Origin of the sequence: Jejubacter calystegiae (assembly GCF_005671395.1) — a bacterium.
GTDB lineage: Bacteria > Pseudomonadota > Gammaproteobacteria > Enterobacterales > Enterobacteriaceae > Jejubacter > Jejubacter calystegiae.
On record NZ_CP040428.1, the window covers coordinates 3155231 to 3171154 of the forward strand.

12 protein-coding genes are annotated in these 15924 nt (G+C 56.9%); 4 read left to right on the forward strand and 8 right to left on the reverse strand.

Annotated elements, in window-relative coordinates; translation table 11 throughout:
* Positions 1 to 232: 232 nt before the first annotated feature.
* The 3 genes from ldtD to FEM41_RS14465 all read left to right on the forward strand — a co-directional run bounded on the left by ldtD (position 233) and on the right by FEM41_RS14465 (position 3410).
* Positions 233 to 1993 carry a L,D-transpeptidase gene (gene ldtD / locus FEM41_RS14455; RefSeq protein WP_138096663.1) on the forward strand — a complete coding sequence of 587 codons (1761 nt, stop codon included), beginning with the start codon at positions 233 to 235 and terminating at the stop codon, positions 1991 to 1993.
* 191 nt (positions 1994 to 2184) lie between these two features.
* Positions 2185 to 2733, forward strand: a complete 549-nt coding sequence (gene mepK, locus FEM41_RS14460) for a peptidoglycan L,D-endopeptidase MepK (protein WP_138096665.1) — start codon at positions 2185 to 2187, stop codon at positions 2731 to 2733.
* A 38-nt stretch (positions 2734 to 2771) separates the two neighbouring features.
* Positions 2772 to 3410, forward strand: coding sequence for an MBL fold metallo-hydrolase (locus FEM41_RS14465; protein ID WP_138096669.1), 639 nt, complete (start codon positions 2772 to 2774; stop codon positions 3408 to 3410).
* A gap of 79 nt (positions 3411 to 3489) precedes the next feature.
* Here FEM41_RS14465 and FEM41_RS14470 read toward each other — a convergent pair whose 3' ends face one another.
* From FEM41_RS14470 to pncB, 4 genes are all read right to left on the reverse strand, one after another.
* A complete protein-coding gene (locus tag FEM41_RS14470) occupies positions 3490 to 4680 on the reverse strand; it encodes an amino acid aminotransferase (RefSeq protein ID WP_138096671.1) in 1191 nt (396 codons plus the stop codon).
* A gap of 200 nt (positions 4681 to 4880) precedes the next feature.
* Complete coding sequence (locus FEM41_RS14475; RefSeq protein ID WP_277752962.1) at positions 4881 to 5969, reverse strand: porin; 1089 nt, start codon at positions 5967 to 5969, stop codon at positions 4881 to 4883.
* Between the two features lie 633 nt (positions 5970 to 6602).
* The gene (gene asnS, locus FEM41_RS14480; protein ID WP_138096673.1) at positions 6603 to 8003 is read right to left on the reverse strand and encodes an asparagine--tRNA ligase; all 1401 of its coding nucleotides are present in this window, start codon (positions 8001 to 8003) and stop codon (positions 6603 to 6605) included.
* Positions 8004 to 8161: 158 nt separating this feature from the next.
* On the reverse strand, positions 8162 to 9364 hold the full coding sequence (gene pncB / locus FEM41_RS14485) for a nicotinate phosphoribosyltransferase (RefSeq protein ID WP_138096675.1): 1203 nt from the start codon (positions 9362 to 9364) through the stop codon (positions 8162 to 8164).
* A gap of 268 nt (positions 9365 to 9632) precedes the next feature.
* On the opposite strand from pncB, the gene pepN reads away from it, so the two are divergent.
* On the forward strand, positions 9633 to 12242 hold the full coding sequence (gene pepN, locus FEM41_RS14490) for an aminopeptidase N (protein WP_138096677.1): 2610 nt from the start codon (positions 9633 to 9635) through the stop codon (positions 12240 to 12242).
* A gap of 37 nt (positions 12243 to 12279) precedes the next feature.
* Here the strand turns inward: pepN and ssuB are convergent, their stop codons facing one another.
* From ssuB to FEM41_RS14510, 4 genes are read right to left on the reverse strand one after another with little or no spacing between them, the layout of a single operon-like run.
* A complete protein-coding gene (ssuB, locus tag FEM41_RS14495; protein ID WP_138096679.1) occupies positions 12280 to 13059 on the reverse strand; it encodes an aliphatic sulfonates ABC transporter ATP-binding protein in 780 nt (259 codons plus the stop codon).
* Positions 13056 to 13841: an aliphatic sulfonate ABC transporter permease SsuC gene (ssuC, locus tag FEM41_RS14500; RefSeq protein WP_421804376.1), complete on the reverse strand. Its 786-nt coding sequence runs from the start codon at positions 13839 to 13841 to the stop codon at positions 13056 to 13058. Before ssuC ends, ssuB begins: the two co-directional genes overlap by 4 nt.
* Positions 13842 to 13853: 12 nt before the next feature.
* Positions 13854 to 14999 carry an FMNH2-dependent alkanesulfonate monooxygenase gene (gene ssuD / locus FEM41_RS14505; protein WP_138096683.1) on the reverse strand — a complete coding sequence of 382 codons (1146 nt, stop codon included), beginning with the start codon at positions 14997 to 14999 and terminating at the stop codon, positions 13854 to 13856.
* A complete protein-coding gene (locus FEM41_RS14510; protein ID WP_421805448.1) occupies positions 14999 to 15922 on the reverse strand; it encodes a sulfonate ABC transporter substrate-binding protein in 924 nt (307 codons plus the stop codon). The genes ssuD and FEM41_RS14510 overlap by 1 nt, the downstream gene beginning before the upstream one ends.
* Positions 15923 to 15924 lie beyond the last annotated feature (2 nt).

The window sequence follows — 15924 nt, forward strand, 5'->3', positions numbered from 1 at the left end:
TGATTTTCCGTGTTTATTTTTCTGGTAATTCTGGCCGAACGCGTTCGGCCCAGGTTTGTCATCAGTTTCAGGCCCCTCCGGTGAGGGGCCTCTTCTTTTTCTTCCATTGACTTTGTGGTTTCGTGTCTTTAAATTTCTTTACATTCGGCGCTGCAAAGCCATTTTTCTCTTTATATACTGAGAGTAAGAGCCTGTCATTTTGACGCAAAGGCGATGAATTAGGGGGCAAGGGATGTTGCTTATGAATTTTTGGGGCCGCCAGCGACTGGCTGCTGCCGTGGCGCTGGGCCTGGGACTGATGCCGCTGACCAGCGCCCTGGCCGATGAGCCTGCCGTGGTACCGGCTGATGGTACTGAAACGACCCTGGAACACCCTGGGCTGATGCAAACCGCGCCCGCATCGCCGGCGATGGCGATGCTGTACGGCAGCCAGCCGGGCAATGACGGTACCACGGCAGCCGATAGCCGCGCGCGGCTGCAGTCTGTACTGCCGTCCGGCTATACGCCGGTCTATTCCGACGCTCTGGCGCAGCTTTATGTGGCACGCGACATGAAGCCCATGTGGGGTAACGCTCAGGCGGTTCGTGCCTTTGAACAACAGCTGGCGGAAATCGCTATTGCAGGCGTTCATCCTCGCTTCAGCAACTGGGTTGAAACACTGACCGATCCTGCTGTTCAGGGAATGGCGCGCGATGTCGTGCTTTCCGATGCGCTGTTGGGGTATCTGCACTTTATCGCGTCGATGCCGACACAGGGTAATCGCTGGTTATACAGCGAGAGCGCCTGGAAGATGGCGCTGCCGCCGCTGTCAGTGATCAACCAGTGGCAGCTGGCCGTCGATAACGACCGTCTGGCCCCCTTCGTGGAAGGGCTGGTGCCGCAGCACCCCTGGTATCGCGAGATGCATCAATCGCTGCGCCAGCTGCTACAGGATAAACGTCCGTGGCCGCAGTTGAACGCGAGCAGAACGCTGCGTCCCGGCGAGTGGAGCCGCGACGTTCCGGCGCTGCGACAGATTCTACGCAACACCGGTATGCTGGACGACGGCGGCGCGGTCAGTACATCGCAGGAGACTTCCGGTGCGAATCAGCCCTACGATAGTCAACTGGTGGCGGCAGTAAAACGCTTTCAGACCTGGCAGGGGCTGGGGCCTGACGGCGTCATCGGGCCATCGACGCGTTACTGGCTTAACGTGACGCCGCAGCAGCGCGCCGCACTGCTGGCGCTTAATATTCAGCGTCTGCGCCTGCTGCCGGGCGAGACTCGTACCGGCATTCTGGTTAATATTCCCGACTACTCGCTGGTTTACTACCTGGACGGCAATCTGACCCTGGCTTCCCGGGTGATCGTCGGGCGACCCGACCGCAAGACGCCGATGATGAGCAGTGCGCTAAATAACGTCGTGGTGAATCCACCGTGGAACGTGCCGATGAGCATGGCGCGCAAGGATATTCTGCCAAAGGTCTGGCGCGATCCGGGCTATCTCGATCGCCATAACTACAAGGTGCTGAGAGGCTGGAATAGTAACGCTGCGATTAATCCCTGGCAGGTGGACTGGGCGACCATTACCCCATCGAATCTTCCGTTCCGCTTCCAGCAGGCGCCAGGTCCCCATAATTCGCTGGGACGCTATAAGTTCAATATGCCGAGTTCGGATGCCATCTATCTGCACGATACGCCAAACCATGCGCTGTTTAACAAGAGCGAGCGGGCGTTGAGTTCGGGATGCGTCAGGGTCAATAAGGCCTCTGAACTGGCAGGAATGCTGTTGCAGGATGCCGGCTGGAATTCGTCGCGCGTCTCTTCCGCGCTTCAGGAGGGCAATACCCGCTATGTCAACATTCGCCAGCGAATTCCGGTAAATCTGTACTATCTGACCGCATTTGTCGATAACGACGGGCGGACCGCATTTCGAACAGATATTTACAATTACGATCTCACCGCGCGATCGGGCGCACAAATCCTGGCAAAAGCGCAAAAACTCATCCAGTAAATGCAGTAATTCTAATAAATTAACTGTCGTAAATTCGTGTCATTCGCGGGCTGGAATCGCTACAGAGCCCGCAGGACACGGGCTGGCGCGATCTTGACGTCTTGTGATTTGGCGGTTAAGGTGCGCCTGAGTGCGCCAGAAGTGCATATTTATTGTTCCATTTTTATTTTTTACCTGTAGACCCGGATATCATGGATAAATTCGACGCTAACCGCCGCAAATTGCTGGCGTTGGGGGGGGCTGCCCTGGGTGTAGCCATCTTGCCGACTTCTGCATTTGCCACACTCTCTACGCCGCGTCCGCGCATCCTGACCATGAACAATCTCCATACCGGAGAGACGATCAAAGCCGAATTTTTTGACGGCAGACACTATATCCAGGATGAGCTGAGTCGCTTAAACCACTTCTTCCGCGATTTTCGCGCCAACAAGATTAAGATCATCGACCCCGGTCTGTTTGACCAGCTATACCGCCTTCAGGGGCTGCTGGGAACCAGTAAACCGGTGCAGCTTATCTCCGGTTACCGCTCGCCGGCGACCAACAATCACTTACGCGCCCGTAGTTCGGGCGTGGCGAAACACAGCTACCATACCAAAGGCCAGGCGATGGATTTCCACATCGAAGGTCTTTCGTTAAGCAATGTCCGCAAAGCCGCGTTATCTATGCGCGCAGGTGGTGTAGGATACTACCCACGTAGCAACTTTGTGCATATTGATACCGGGCCGGTAAGGCACTGGTAATTAACGAAAGGCCCGGTGACGGGCGCAATGGGAGCGGTATGAACTATCACATTATTCCGGTAACGGCGTTCTCTCAGAACTGTTCGCTGATTTGGTGCCCTGAAACCCGACTGGCCGCGCTGGTGGATCCCGGTGGTGATGCAGAGCGCATCAGGGAAGAGGTCAGTGCTCAGGCGGTGACGGTCACCCAGATCCTGCTGACTCACGGCCATCTGGACCATGTGGGAGCGGCAGCAGAGCTGGCGGCGCACTATGGGGTTCCGATTATCGGTCCTCAGAAAGAGGATGAGTTCTGGCTTCAGGGGCTGCCGCAGCAAAGCCGTATGTTCGGCCTTGAGGAGTGTCAACCGCTGATGCCTGACCGCTGGTTGGAAGAGGGCGATACTGTCACCGTGGGTAAGGTCACGCTTCAGATTCTGCACTGCCCCGGGCATACGCCCGGCCATATCGTCTTTTTTGATACGGTCTCACGCCTGTTGATCTCCGGTGATGTGATCTTTAAAGGGGGCGTCGGGCGTAGCGACTTCCCGCGTGGCGATCACAACCAGCTGATTGCTTCTATTCAGAACAAACTGCTGCCGTTGGGGGATGAGATTACCTTTATTCCAGGTCACGGCCCGCTCTCAACGCTCGGTGAAGAGCGACTGCATAACCCGTTTTTACAGGGAGCCTGGTAAGCCCGGACGGCGCTGCTATATTGTCGTATAAAAAACGCCCTGACCAAAAAACGGTCAGGGCGTTTTTTATTGTGGGCGATTACAGCACCGCGACGATGGCTTCACACAGCGGCGCCATGTTATTGGGGGTCATGCCCGCAACGTTAACGCGCCCCGAGGCGACGGCATAGATGGCGAACTCTTCACGCAGGCGCAGTACCTGATCTTTGGTCAGGCCGCTGAAAGAGAACATGCCATTCTGGCGAGTGATAAAGCTGAAGTCGCGACTGGCGCCTTTTTCCTGCAGGGTGTTCACGAACAGCTGGCGCATACGCTGAATGCGCTGGCGCATATCGGTCAGCTCCTGCTCCCAGATAGCGCGCAGCGCGTCGTTGCTGAGGATGGTTGCTACAACGGATGCGCCATGAGCCGGCGGGTTAGAGTAGTTGGCGCGAATGCAGGATTTCATCTGACTGAAGGCGCGGTCTGCCTGGTCGCTGTCTGCTGCGACCAGGGTGCAGGCGCCGACGCGCTCGTTATAGAGGCCAAAGTTTTTGGAATAGGAGCTGGCGACAATCAGTTCCTGATGCAACTCGGCAAAGGCACGCAGGCCTTCGGCATCCTCTTCCAGGCCGCGGGCAAAGCCCTGATAGGCAAAGTCGAACAGCGGCAGCCAGCCTTTTTCCTTCGCGCGTTTTGCCAGCTGCTGCCACTGTTCCAGAGTGGGATCGATACCGGTCGGGTTATGGCAGCAGCCATGGAACAGCACCACGTCGCCAGGCTCTGCGCCCTGCAGGCTGGCCAGCAGGCCGTTAAAATCCAGGGTATGGTTTTCCGCGTCATAGTATGTGTATTCGCACACTTCCAGGCCTGCGGAGCTGAAGACCCCTTTGTGGTTCGGCCAGCTGGGGTTGCTGACCCACACGCGCTTAACGCTGGTGTTTTTCGCCAGGAAATCGGCGGCGACGCGCAGAGCGCCGGTCCCACCCGGGGTCTGGGCGGTGCGGGCGCGTTTGGCGTCGATAATCGCGCTTCCCTTACCAAACAGCAGCTCCTGGGTACAGCGTCCAAATTCCGGGATGCCATCAATCCCCAGGTAGTTTTTGGTGGTTTCATTCTCCAGCAGGTACTGTTCTGCTTTCTTCACGCTGGTCAGAATGGGTGTCTTACCTGTTTCGTCCTTATAGACCCCAATACCGAGGTTAATTTTGTTCGGGCGATCGTCGGCACGAAAGAGATCGGCCAGTCCAAGAATGGGATCGGCTGGGGCTGCGGTTATGTTTTCAAACATGACGAGGTTCCATTGGTATCAGAAGGGAGTTCGTTTATCAGGTTAACGGCTGATCAACAAAATGCCAACCGTTAGCAGGAAAAAGAGCGGCGGACATCAAACTCTGCGAAAACGGAGTCAGCTCATAAAAAAAACAGGGCCGAAGCCCTGTTTAAAATGAGGTGGTTACTACTGTTATTGGTTTTATATTCGGTCTGTTGTCAGAACTGGTAAGCAACGCCCATCATGTACTGGTTGTCGGTACCGACAAAGCTGCCGTACGTGCGGGTGAAATCGCTCTCGTCCAGCAGGTTGATACGGTAGTCGCCGTATACGTTGAAGTTCTTGTTGAAGTAGTAGGAAGCGCCTACGGTTACGTATTCAGCCAGGTCGGCATCGCTGTAGCCGTTGGCACCAACCGGCAGATCCTTACCCTTGCTCTTCACATAAGAGACGGACGGACGCAGACCAAAGTCGAACTGGTACTGAGCGATCAGTTCGTAGTTCTGAGTCTTGTTGATGAAGGTGCTATTAGCGCCTTCAGACAGGTAGTTCATGTTGCGGGTTTCGGAATAGATAGCCGCCAGGTAGATATTGTTGGCGTCATACTTCAGACCGGTAGCCCAGGATTCTGCATTATCGCCCTGGCCGTCAGCAGACTGTCTGGTAGAGCGATCAGATTTGCTGTAGGCGCCGATAATACCGAAACCTTCGTAGTCATAGCCCAGGGAGAAGCCGAAGCCGTCACCGTTCTGGTTTTTGATGTTATCGTGCTCGTTTTTGCCCTGGTACTGAATGCCGAAGTGCAGGCCGTCAACCAGACCAAAGAAGTTGTTGTTACGGTAGGTCAGTACACCAACGGTACGGTTGGTCATGTAGGTGTCGGTGCTGCCTGCCCAGGTTTCGCCAGAGAAGGACGGAGACATATCGGTCCAGGCTTCTACGTCATAGACGATACCGTAGTTACGACCGTAGTCCAGGGAGCCGTAGTCGCCGATCCGCAGACCGGCATAGGCCAGACGCGTTTTGTTGGTCTGCTCGCCTTCCGGCTCGTTGGCGTACATACGATATTCCCACTGACCGTAACCGGTCAGCATATCGTTGATCTGCGTTTCTCCTTTAAAACCCAGCTGAGCATAGGTGCCGTCTTTGCTGTCATTGCTGGAATTATTGGTCCAGCTATGCTCGGCGGCGACTTTACCGTACAGGTCCAGCTTGTTGCCGTCTTTATTATAGATTTCTGCTGCGTTAGCCGCACCTGCTGCTAACAGGGCAGGGATAACCACTGCCAGGAGATTACGCTTCATCATTATTTATTACCCTCATTGGTGTTTTTTATGGACACCTGCCACTGCCGTCAATAATTCCTTACAGAACTACTGCTGAGAGATTTGGTGTCTTTCTGTGTCTGGCAGGCATATTTCCATCAGGGGTGCCGTTTCGCTAGTTTGAATATGCTACGAATATCAATAAAAGGTATCAATTGGATACCTAGTGTAACAAAATATGTATTTTTGGGGACTTTGTGAAGCGTTTCAAATTTCTGATATAACAATGGTATACAATCCGTTTTTATCTTTTATGTAATTGAATTTTAATTATTTTTTTATTTTTTTCGTCAGCTTTGAGAGATATCTGTCAGATATGGCTTTGTCAGTCTAAGTAATTTTTAAATCTGACTCTTCTGTTGCATTTTAAGCTATGTGTGCTACCTGTTTGTTGCCTTTAAGGGCGTGTTTATTGAGAATATGTGGATAATATGTTTATAATTGACGAAATATTTAGTAACGTATGAAAATATTTCGTTGACTTAAAAATATTTCGTTGACTTGAAAATTGAAGGATGTCGTGCCCAATTAGACCGGTTGGTTAGTGGCGCAGGGAAGTGTTGGTCAATAAAAAGGCCGGTATAAGCCGGCCTGAAATTGTCTCTGAGGGGATAATCAGAAGTTCGCGTTGCGCGGCGTACGGGGGAAGGGGATCACGTCGCGTACGTTCTGAACACCGGTTACATAGGCGATCAGACGCTCAAAGCCCAGGCCGAAGCCGGAGTGCGGCACGGTACCGTAACGGCGCAGGTCGCGATACCACCAGTAGTCCTCTTTATTGAGGTCCATTTCCGCCATACGGGCGTCCAGCACATCAAGACGCTCTTCACGCTGAGAGCCACCGATGATTTCGCCAATGCCCGGCGCCAGTACGTCCATTGCGGCCACGGTTTTACCGTCGTCATTCATGCGCATATAGAACGCTTTAATATCTTTCGGGTAGTTCTTCACCACTACTGGTGCCTTAAAGTGCTTCTCGGCCAGGTAGCGTTCGTGCTCAGAAGCCAGATCCACACCCCAGTAAACCGGGTTTTCGAACTTCTCGCCGCATTTTTCCAGAATCGCGACGGCGTCGGTGTAGTCCACCTGGGCGAAGTCGGCAGCGACAAAACGCTCCAGACGTTCGATCGCTTCTTTGTCCACGCGCTGAGCGAAGAACTCCATATCGTCGCGGCGTTCTTTCAGCACGGCGTTAAAGACGTACTTCAGCATGGCTTCTGCCAGCGCTGCCGCATCGTCCAGGCTGGCGAAAGCCACTTCTGGCTCCAGCATCCAGAACTCGGCCAGGTGGCGGCTGGTGTTGGAGTTTTCGGCTCGGAAAGTGGGGCCGAAAGTATAGATTTTCGACAGCGCGCAGGCGTAGGTTTCGCCGTTCAGCTGGCCAGACACCGTCAGGAAGGCCTCTTTACCAAAGAAGTCTTGATCGTAGTCGACTTTCCCCTGGTCGTTACGCGGCAGGTTTTCCATATCCAGCGTTGAAACGCGGAACATTTCACCAGCGCCTTCGGTATCGGAAGCGGTGATAAGCGGGGTGGAAACCCAGAAGAAGCCCTGCTCGTCAAAGAAGCGATGCAGCGCCTGGGCCAGAGTGTGGCGCACGCGCGCCACGGCGCCAATCAGGTTGGTGCGCGGGCGCAGATGCGCCACTTCGCGGAGATATTCAATGCTGTGGCGTTTGGCGGCCATGGGGTAGCTGTCGGGATCTTCCACCCAACCGACAACTTCTACGTGGTTTGCCTGCAGCTCGAAGCTCTGGCCCTGGCCCGGAGAAGCCACCACGGTACCGGTTACAATCACGGAACAGCCAGTGGTCAGGCGCAGTACTTCACTTTCGTAATTTGGCAGAGAATGATTTATGACGGCCTGTACAGGATCAAAGCAGGAACCGTCATAAACGGCGAGGAAGGAGATACCAGCTTTTGAATCTCGACGTGTCCGTACCCATCCGCGCACGGTGACTTCACTGTCAACGGCGACGCGGCCCTGGAGTACGTCGGCTACAGGCACAACGCTCATAGTTTTCTCTCTAATTTGATGGTCAATAACAATGGGTTTTCGCCCCAGCTACAGGGGGCCATCTATGTTACCTGTTGGAGATTGCCAGACAAGCAGAAATCGCTGTGGGGGCGATAAAATCGAGAGGAAGCAGGGGCGGGAGCCCCTGCGTTACAGCTTTAGCTAGCTTTACGCACCCGCGGAAGGTCGAAGGCTTTGCGCAACGCGCGTACAAATGCTTTATCTTCGCAGATGGTTTTTCCAGGGCTGTCGGAAAGTTTAGCGACCGGCTTACCGTTACACTCCACCAGCTTAATCACGATATTCAGCGGTTTGACGCCAGGAATATCGCAGGTCAGGCGAGTGCCGATACCGAAGCCCAGTTGAACCCGGGAAGCAAAATGGCGATACAGCCCGACGGCTTTCTCAAGGTCGAGATTATCGGAGAAGATCAGCGTTTTGCTCATCGGGTCGATGCCCAGTTTTTCGTAGTGGGCAATCGCTTTTTCGCCCCACTGGACCGGATCGCCGGAGTCGTGACGCAGCCCCTGGTACTGGGTGGCGAACTCATGGCCGAAATCGCGCAGGAAGGCATCCATGGTGATACAGTCGGTCAGGGCAATCCCCAGACGGTCAGGATATTCGTCCAGCCAGGCCTGTAGCGCTGCGCGCTGGCTGTTCGCCAGGTCGGGGCTTATCTGCTGGTGCGCCTGGAACCACTCATGGGCCTGAGTGCCCATCGGCGTTAGCTGCAGGCGGCTAGCCAGATCGTAGTTGCTGGTGCCGATAAACCACGGCTCCTGCTGCAACCGTTCGACGATGGCCTGTTGCACCTCACGGGAAAAGCGGCGACGAGTGCCGAAGTCCATCAGCCGGAACTGGTTCATATCCAGGGATCCGGTCAGTTGCGAGAAGTCGCGCAGTTTATTTTCCAGGTGGTCAAGCGCCATGGAAACGGTGATCTCCGGCGAGCGGTAGCGGTGCACCACTTCGCTTATCACCGCCAGCAGCGGCACTTCCCACATGATGACTTCACGCCAGGGGCCCTGAAGGCGAATATCCAGCTTGCCGTTCTGGTTGTGGATCTCTACCTGTCTCGGGTCATAGCGAAAATCGCGCAGCCACGCCAGATAGTCGTCCTTAAAGAAGGGCAGACCGGAAAGCCAGTTGAACTCGTCATCCGTCAGTGCGAGGTACTGCATGGCGTCGACCTGCTCGCGAATGGCATCAGCGTAGATGCCCAGCAAATCGTCACCCCGGCAGCGAAACTCCGCAGCGACATCGACATCATAGTAGTGGTGAAAGACTGCCTGCTGCATATGAAGCTTGTAGGCATCGGTATCCAGCAGCGTTTGCAATATCGGGGAAGCGTATCGTGTCATGGCGCGTAGCGGCATCCTCTCACAGGAAGCGTTTCCATCTATGGCTTTGATCAGATAAAGACGCAGGAGTATACCCTGATTATCGTTTTATTGAACCAGAATCACAACACAACCACCGCATCGGGTCGAGGGCAATTTGTGCCGCGTGTTACGTAAATGATTAAACCGGGGTCGAGCGATGCGCAACTGAGCGATTCACCATGGCAACATCCGCGCAACAGGAATAGACTGAGGCAGGATAACTTACGGACGATGCAAAAGGTTTTTTATGACTCAACAGCTACAAGCCAAATATCGCCATGATTACCAGGCGCCGGAATTTTCGATTACAGATATCGATCTGACCTTCGTTCTGGATACCGAAAAAACCCGGGTTACCGCCGTAAGTCAGGTTCAGCGTCAGGGCAGCCATCGCTCGCCGTTGCGTCTGGATGGTGAAGATCTGACCCTGATTGAACTGCAGGTGGATGGTAAAGCCTGGCAGGATTATGCGCTGGAGTTGGGGGCGCTGGTCATCAACAATCTGCCGGACCGCTTTACGCTGACGGTAATCAATGAGATTAGCCCGGCATCCAATACTGCGCTGGAAGGACTTTATCAGTCCGGCGATGCGCTTTGTACTCAGTGTGAGGCTGAAGGTTTCCGCCATATTACCTGGTATCTGGACCGCCCGGACGTTCTGGCGCGTTTTACCACTAAAATTATCGCCGATAAGGCTGCCTATCCCTTCCTGCTGTCCAACGGCAACCGCGTCGATCAGGGGGAGCTGGACGGCGGGCGTCACTGGGTTCAGTGGCAGGATCCCTTCCCCAAACCCTGTTATCTGTTCGCGCTGGTGGCCGGTGATTTCGATGTTCTGAGCGACAGCTTCACCACTCGTTCCGGTCGCGAAGTGGCGCTGGAACTCTACGTTGACCGCGGCAACCTCGATCGTGCCGACTGGGCCATGACCTCGCTGAAAAACTCCATGAAGTGGGATGAAACCCGCTTCGGTCTGGAGTATGACCTCGACATCTATATGATCGTGGCAGTGGACTTCTTTAATATGGGCGCCATGGAGAACAAAGGGCTGAACGTCTTTAACTCCAAATACGTGCTGGCCCGGGCGGAAACCGCTACCGATAAGGACTACCTGAACATCGAGCGGGTGATCGGTCACGAATATTTCCATAACTGGACCGGTAACCGCGTGACCTGCCGCGACTGGTTCCAGCTCAGCCTGAAAGAGGGGCTGACGGTATTCCGCGATCAGGAGTTCAGTTCCGATCTGGGTTCACGGGCCGTTAACCGCATCAGCAACGTGCGTACCATGCGCGGCATGCAGTTTGCCGAAGACGCCAGCCCGATGGCGCATCCGATCCGCCCGGAAAAGGTGGTCGAGATGAACAACTTCTATACCCTGACCGTGTACGAGAAAGGGGCGGAAGTGATTCGTATGCTGCACACCCTGCTGGGAGAAGCGAATTTCCAGAAGGGGATGCTGCTTTACTTCGAACGTCATGATGGCAGCGCCGCCACCTGCGACGATTTCGTACAGGCGATGGAGGATGCCTCCAATATCGACCTTTCCCATTTCCGCCGCTGGTACAGCCAGTCCGGTACGCCGGTGGTCACGGTGCATGACGACTATAATCCGGAAACTGAAGAGTACCGGCTGACCATTAAGCAGCATACGCCGCCCACCGCGGACCAGCAGGATAAACAGCCGCTGCATATTCCGTTCGATATCGAATTGTACGATGGCGAAGGGCAGGTAATTCCGCTGCAGCACAACGGTCATCCGGTGCATCACGTACTAAACGTGACCCAGGCGGAACAGACCTTCGTGTTCGATAACGTCTATTTCCAGCCGGTCCCGTCGCTGTTGCGTGAATTTTCGGCCCCGGTGAAGCTGGAATATAAATGGAGCGACAGTCAGCTCACCTTCCTGATGCGCCATGCCCGCAACGATTTTTCACGCTGGGATGCGGCCCAGAGCCTGCTGGCCAATGTGATTAAGCTCAATGTGGCACGTCATCAGCAGGGTCAGCCGCTCTCCGTTCCGCAGCATATCGCCGATGCCTTCCGCGCTGTGCTATTGGACGAGAAGATCGATCCGGCGCTGGCGGCGGAGATTATGACGCTGCCGTCTCAGAACGAGATGGCGGAGTTGTTCGCCACCATCGATCCGGGCGCCATTGCCGCGGTGCACGAGTCCCTGACTCGGGTGCTGGCCAATGAACTGGCGGACGAGCTGCTGGCGGTATACAACGCGATGGCGCTGAAACAGTATCGCGTCGATCACGCCGATATCGGCAAGCGTGCACTGCGTAACGTCTGCCTGCACTATCTGGCCTTTGGCGAGCCTGAACTGGCGGAAAAACTGGTGACCGCCCAGTATCATGCCGACAATATGACCGATTCGCTGGCGGCATTGTCCGCGGCGGTGGCGGCGCAGCTACCGTGCCGCGATCGCCTGTTGGCGGAATACGACGAGAAGTGGCACAAAGACGGTCTGGTGATGGACAAGTGGTTTATTCTGCAGGCCACCAGTCCGGCGGACGGGGCGCTGAAGCAGGTTCGTGCACTGCTGAACCATCGCAGCTTCTCAATGGGCAACCCTAACCGTATTCGTTCGCTGATCGGCGCCTTCGTTAGCGGCAATCCGGCGGCGTTCCACGCGCAGGACGGAAGCGGTTATCAGTTCCTGGTCGAGATGCTGACCGAGCTCAACAGCCGTAATCCCCAGGTGGCGTCCCGCCTGATCGAGCCGCTGATCCGCTTTAAACGCTATGACGATAGCCGTCAGGGGCTGATGCGCAGCGCGCTGGAACAGCTACAGGGGCTGGAAAATCTGTCCCGGGATCTCAGTGAGAAGATAGACAAGGCGTTGGCCTGATAGCCATAAAGAAGGGGAGCCGTATGGCTCCCCTCTTTTACTGACCGGCGCGGCGTCGAGTCGGTTTTTCCTCCTCCTCCTGCCCTCTGGCCATCACCCGCTCCAGTACCTGTGCTTCCAGTTCCGCCAGCCGTGGCGAACCGTGGCGGCGCGGGCGTGCGACGTCGACGGTCAGATCCATCCCGATTCTACCCTGTTCTATCAGCAGCACCCTGTCGGCCATCGCTACCGCTTCGCTGACGTCGTGGGTCACCAGCAGTACGGTAAAGCCATTCTCCAGCCACAGCGTTTCGATAAGCTCCTGCATTTCGATTCGGGTCAGTGCATCCAGCGCCCCCAGCGGTTCATCCAGCAACAGTAGTGCCGGGCGATGAATGAGCGCCCTGGCCAGCGCCACCCGCTGCTTCTGACCACCGGAGAGGGCGGCGGGCCACTCCGCAGCACGGCTCTCCAGCCCTACCGCCGCCAGCGCCTCCCGCGCTGCCGGTCGCCAGTTTCCTTTTAGCCCCAGACCGACGTTATCGATGACCGACTTCCAGGGCAGCAGTCTGGCATCCTGAAACATCAGGCGCGTCTCTTCCCGCGCCGCGCTGAGCGGTCCGTTGCCCGCCAGCAGTTCACCGGCGCTGGCGGATTCCAGACCGGCCAGCAGACGCAGCAGGGTACTTTTGCCGCCGCCGCTGCGGCCCACCACGGCCACGAACTGACCGGCGGGAATGTGTAGATCCAGGTCGTTAAGTACCTGATTATCGGCATAGCGTTTGCCAACGCCGTTCAGCAGCAGCGGCAGACCCTGATTCAGGCGAGCGGTATTCATGGTGCCTCCTGTTTATTGATATACGCCGGATTCCAGCGCAGCCAGACGCGCTCCAGCAGTCGGGCGCTGATATCCGCCAGCTTGCCAAGCAGCGCATAGAGTATGATGGCGACGACTACCACATCGGTTTGCAGAAACTCCCGGGCGTTCATAGCCAGATAACCGATACCGGCGCTGGCGGAGATGGTTTCCGCGACAATCAGCGTCAGCCACATCAGCCCCAGCGCAAAGCGCACGCCCACCATAATCGAGGGCAGGGCGCCCGGCAGAATCACCTGACTGAACAGGCTGAAACCGGAAAGGCCGTAGCTGCGCGCCATCTCCAGCAGGCCGCGGTCGATATTGCGGATGCCGTGCCAGGTATTGATATAAATAGGGAACATCGTGCCCAGCGCCACCAGGAAGATCTTGGCGGTTTCGTCGATGCCGAACCACAGGATCACCAGCGGAATCAGGGCCAGATGTGGTACGTTGCGCAGCATCTGAATGGAGCTGTCCAGCAGGCGTTCGCCGGTGCGGGACAGGCCGCTTATCAGACCCAGTACCAGGCCCAACCCGCCGCCGATCGCGAAACCGAGCAGCGCCCGCCAGCAGCTAATCGCTAGGCTGTTCCAGAGCTCGCCGCTGACGCACAGCTGCCAGAAGGCGCTAACTACCCCTTCCGGAGAAGGGAAAACGCGGTTGCTGAGCCAGCCGCTGGCGGAGGCTATCTGCCAGGCGAGCAGCAGCGCCAGTGGCAGTACCCAGGGCAGTAGCCCGTTGAACAGGGACTTTTTCTCCATCAGCATTTCTCCTTAGCTTTCGGACGCTCTGGCCGGGACGAAATCGTTAGCGACGGTTTCACCGAATGGCTGAATTTGCGGAGCCTCGTCGGCCTGAGGGCGGGCGATGTCCAGGTGCGGGAACAGCAGCTCGCCGGCGCGGTATGCTTCTTCCAGATGGGGGTAACCGGAGAGAATAAAGCTATCGATGCCAAGGTCGGCATACTCCTGGATACGCGCCGCCACGGTGGGGCCGTCTCCCACCAGGGCTGTACCGGCACCGCCGCGCACCAGACCAACTCCGGCCCACAGGTTAGGGGATATTTCCAGCCGGTCGCGCTGCCCGCCGTGCAGCGCCGCCATTCGCTGCTGTCCAACGGAGTCGCTGCGGGCAAAGGCGGCCTGGGCCCGGCCGATGGTATCGTCATCCAGCCGGGAGATCAGGCGTTCCGCCGCCTGCCAGGCTTCGTCATTGGTTTCACGCACAATCACATGCAGACGGATGCCGAAACGTACCTGGCGACCGTGGGCGGCAGCCTGCTCCCGAACCTGCGCTATTTTTTCCCGCACCTGCTCAGGCGGTTCGCCCCAGGTGAGATAGCAGTCGACCTGTTCCGCCGCCAGCGCCTGTGCCGGAGCCGAAGAGCCGCCGAACCAGAGCGGCGGGCGCGGTTGCTGAAGCGGGGGAAACAGCAGGCGGGCGCCTTTAACCTGCAAATGGCGTCCGTCGTAATCGACGCTTTCGCCTTCCAGTACCCGACGCCAGATATGGGTAAACTCATCGGCGGCTTCATAGCGGGCGGCGTGATCCAGCCAGACGCCGTCTCCCGCCAGCTCTTCGGGGTCGCCACCGGTGACCAGATTAAACAGCGTTCGACCGCCGGAAAGCCGGTCCAGGGTGGCCGCCTGACGCGCCGCCACCGTCGGGGAAACCACGCCGGGGCGCAGCGCCACCAGAAATTTCAGATGACGGGTGACCGGAACCAGCGAAGCGGCCACCAGCCAGGCATCTTCGCAGGAGCGCCCGGTGGGGATCAGTACGCCGCTAAATCCCTGACGCTCGGCGGCCTGGGCTACCTGCTGCAGATAGCCGTGGTCTACCGGTCTGGCGCCTTCATCGCTGCCGAGGTAGCGACCATCGCCGTGAGTGGGCAGAAACCAGAACATATTCAGACTCATTATTTGTCTCCTTGTGGTGCGGCAGGAAGCCAGATCCGATCGCGAATATCGACCGGTTTCGGGATCAGGCGATTGGCGTAAAACAGGTCCGCGGTCTTTTGCTGACGGGCGGCGGTCGCGGCGTCAACGGCGCGGATAGTCATGACCGGACGATTTTCGAGATAGCGGGCGATCGCCGCCTGCGGCAGTCCGATGGTGGAGGAGAGCTGTTCGATGCTCTGCTGGCGCTGGCTGCGGACCAGGTCATCCGCCTGGCTAAAGGTATCGAGCACCTGACGCAGGAAGGGGCCATTGGCGTTGGTCCATGACCGGGTGGCCAGATAGAAGGAACCGGTCAGATCCAGTCCTTCGCCGTCGGTAAGTACCCGGGCGCCTCCATGTAGCGTGGCCGCTGAATAGTAAGGATCCCAGATGGCCCAGGCATCGACACTACCCTGTTGAAAAGCTGCCCGGGCGTCGGCGGGGGTCAGCCAGACTGGCTGAATATCAGAAAAACGCAGCCCGGCTTTCTGCAGGGCGCGCAGTACCAGGTTATGGGAACTGGAGCCTTTCTGTAGCGCCACACGCCGTCCCTTAAGGTCGGCGACCTTTTTGATCGGGCTGTTTTCGGCGACCAGAATCACTTCGGCGCGCGGCTTCGCGGGTTCGGCCCCCACATAGAGCAGATCGGCCCCGGCCGCCTGGGCGAAGATCGGTGGGATATCGCCGGTGCCACCCAGATCAATGCTGCCGACATTTAACGCCTCCAGTAGCTGAGGACCGGCGGGAAACTCCACCCAGCGGATTTGGGTGTCAGGGTAACGTTGTTCCAGCAGGTGATGGCTCTTTGCCAGCGCCATACCGACGGCGCCTTTTTGATAGCCAATCCGTAGCTGAGTGGGTGCATCCGATGCGGCAACAGCGGTGCTCGTCAAGCCCAGCATCA

Coding starts and splice junctions, on each gene's coding strand:
- FEM41_RS14470 (WP_138096671.1), bottom strand. CDS start 4,680: ATGTTTGAAAACATAACCGCAGCCCCAGCCGATCCCATTCTTGGACTG.
- FEM41_RS14475 (WP_277752962.1), bottom strand. CDS start 5,969: ATGATGAAGCGTAATCTCCTGGCAGTGGTTATCCCTGCCCTGTTAGCA.
- ssuC (WP_421804376.1), bottom strand. CDS start 13,841: ATGGAGAAAAAGTCCCTGTTCAACGGGCTACTGCCCTGGGTACTGCCA.
- ldtD (WP_138096663.1), top strand. CDS start 233: ATGTTGCTTATGAATTTTTGGGGCCGCCAGCGACTGGCTGCTGCCGTG.
- pncB (WP_138096675.1), bottom strand. CDS start 9,364: ATGACACGATACGCTTCCCCGATATTGCAAACGCTGCTGGATACCGAT.
- mepK (WP_138096665.1), top strand. CDS start 2,185: ATGGATAAATTCGACGCTAACCGCCGCAAATTGCTGGCGTTGGGGGGG.
- FEM41_RS14510 (WP_421805448.1), bottom strand. CDS start 15,922: ATGCTGGGCTTGACGAGCACCGCTGTTGCCGCATCGGATGCACCCACT.
- FEM41_RS14465 (WP_138096669.1), top strand. CDS start 2,772: ATGAACTATCACATTATTCCGGTAACGGCGTTCTCTCAGAACTGTTCG.
- pepN (WP_138096677.1), top strand. CDS start 9,633: ATGACTCAACAGCTACAAGCCAAATATCGCCATGATTACCAGGCGCCG.
- ssuB (WP_138096679.1), bottom strand. CDS start 13,059: ATGAATACCGCTCGCCTGAATCAGGGTCTGCCGCTGCTGCTGAACGGC.
- ssuD (WP_138096683.1), bottom strand. CDS start 14,999: ATGAGTCTGAATATGTTCTGGTTTCTGCCCACTCACGGCGATGGTCGC.
- asnS (WP_138096673.1), bottom strand. CDS start 8,003: ATGAGCGTTGTGCCTGTAGCCGACGTACTCCAGGGCCGCGTCGCCGTT.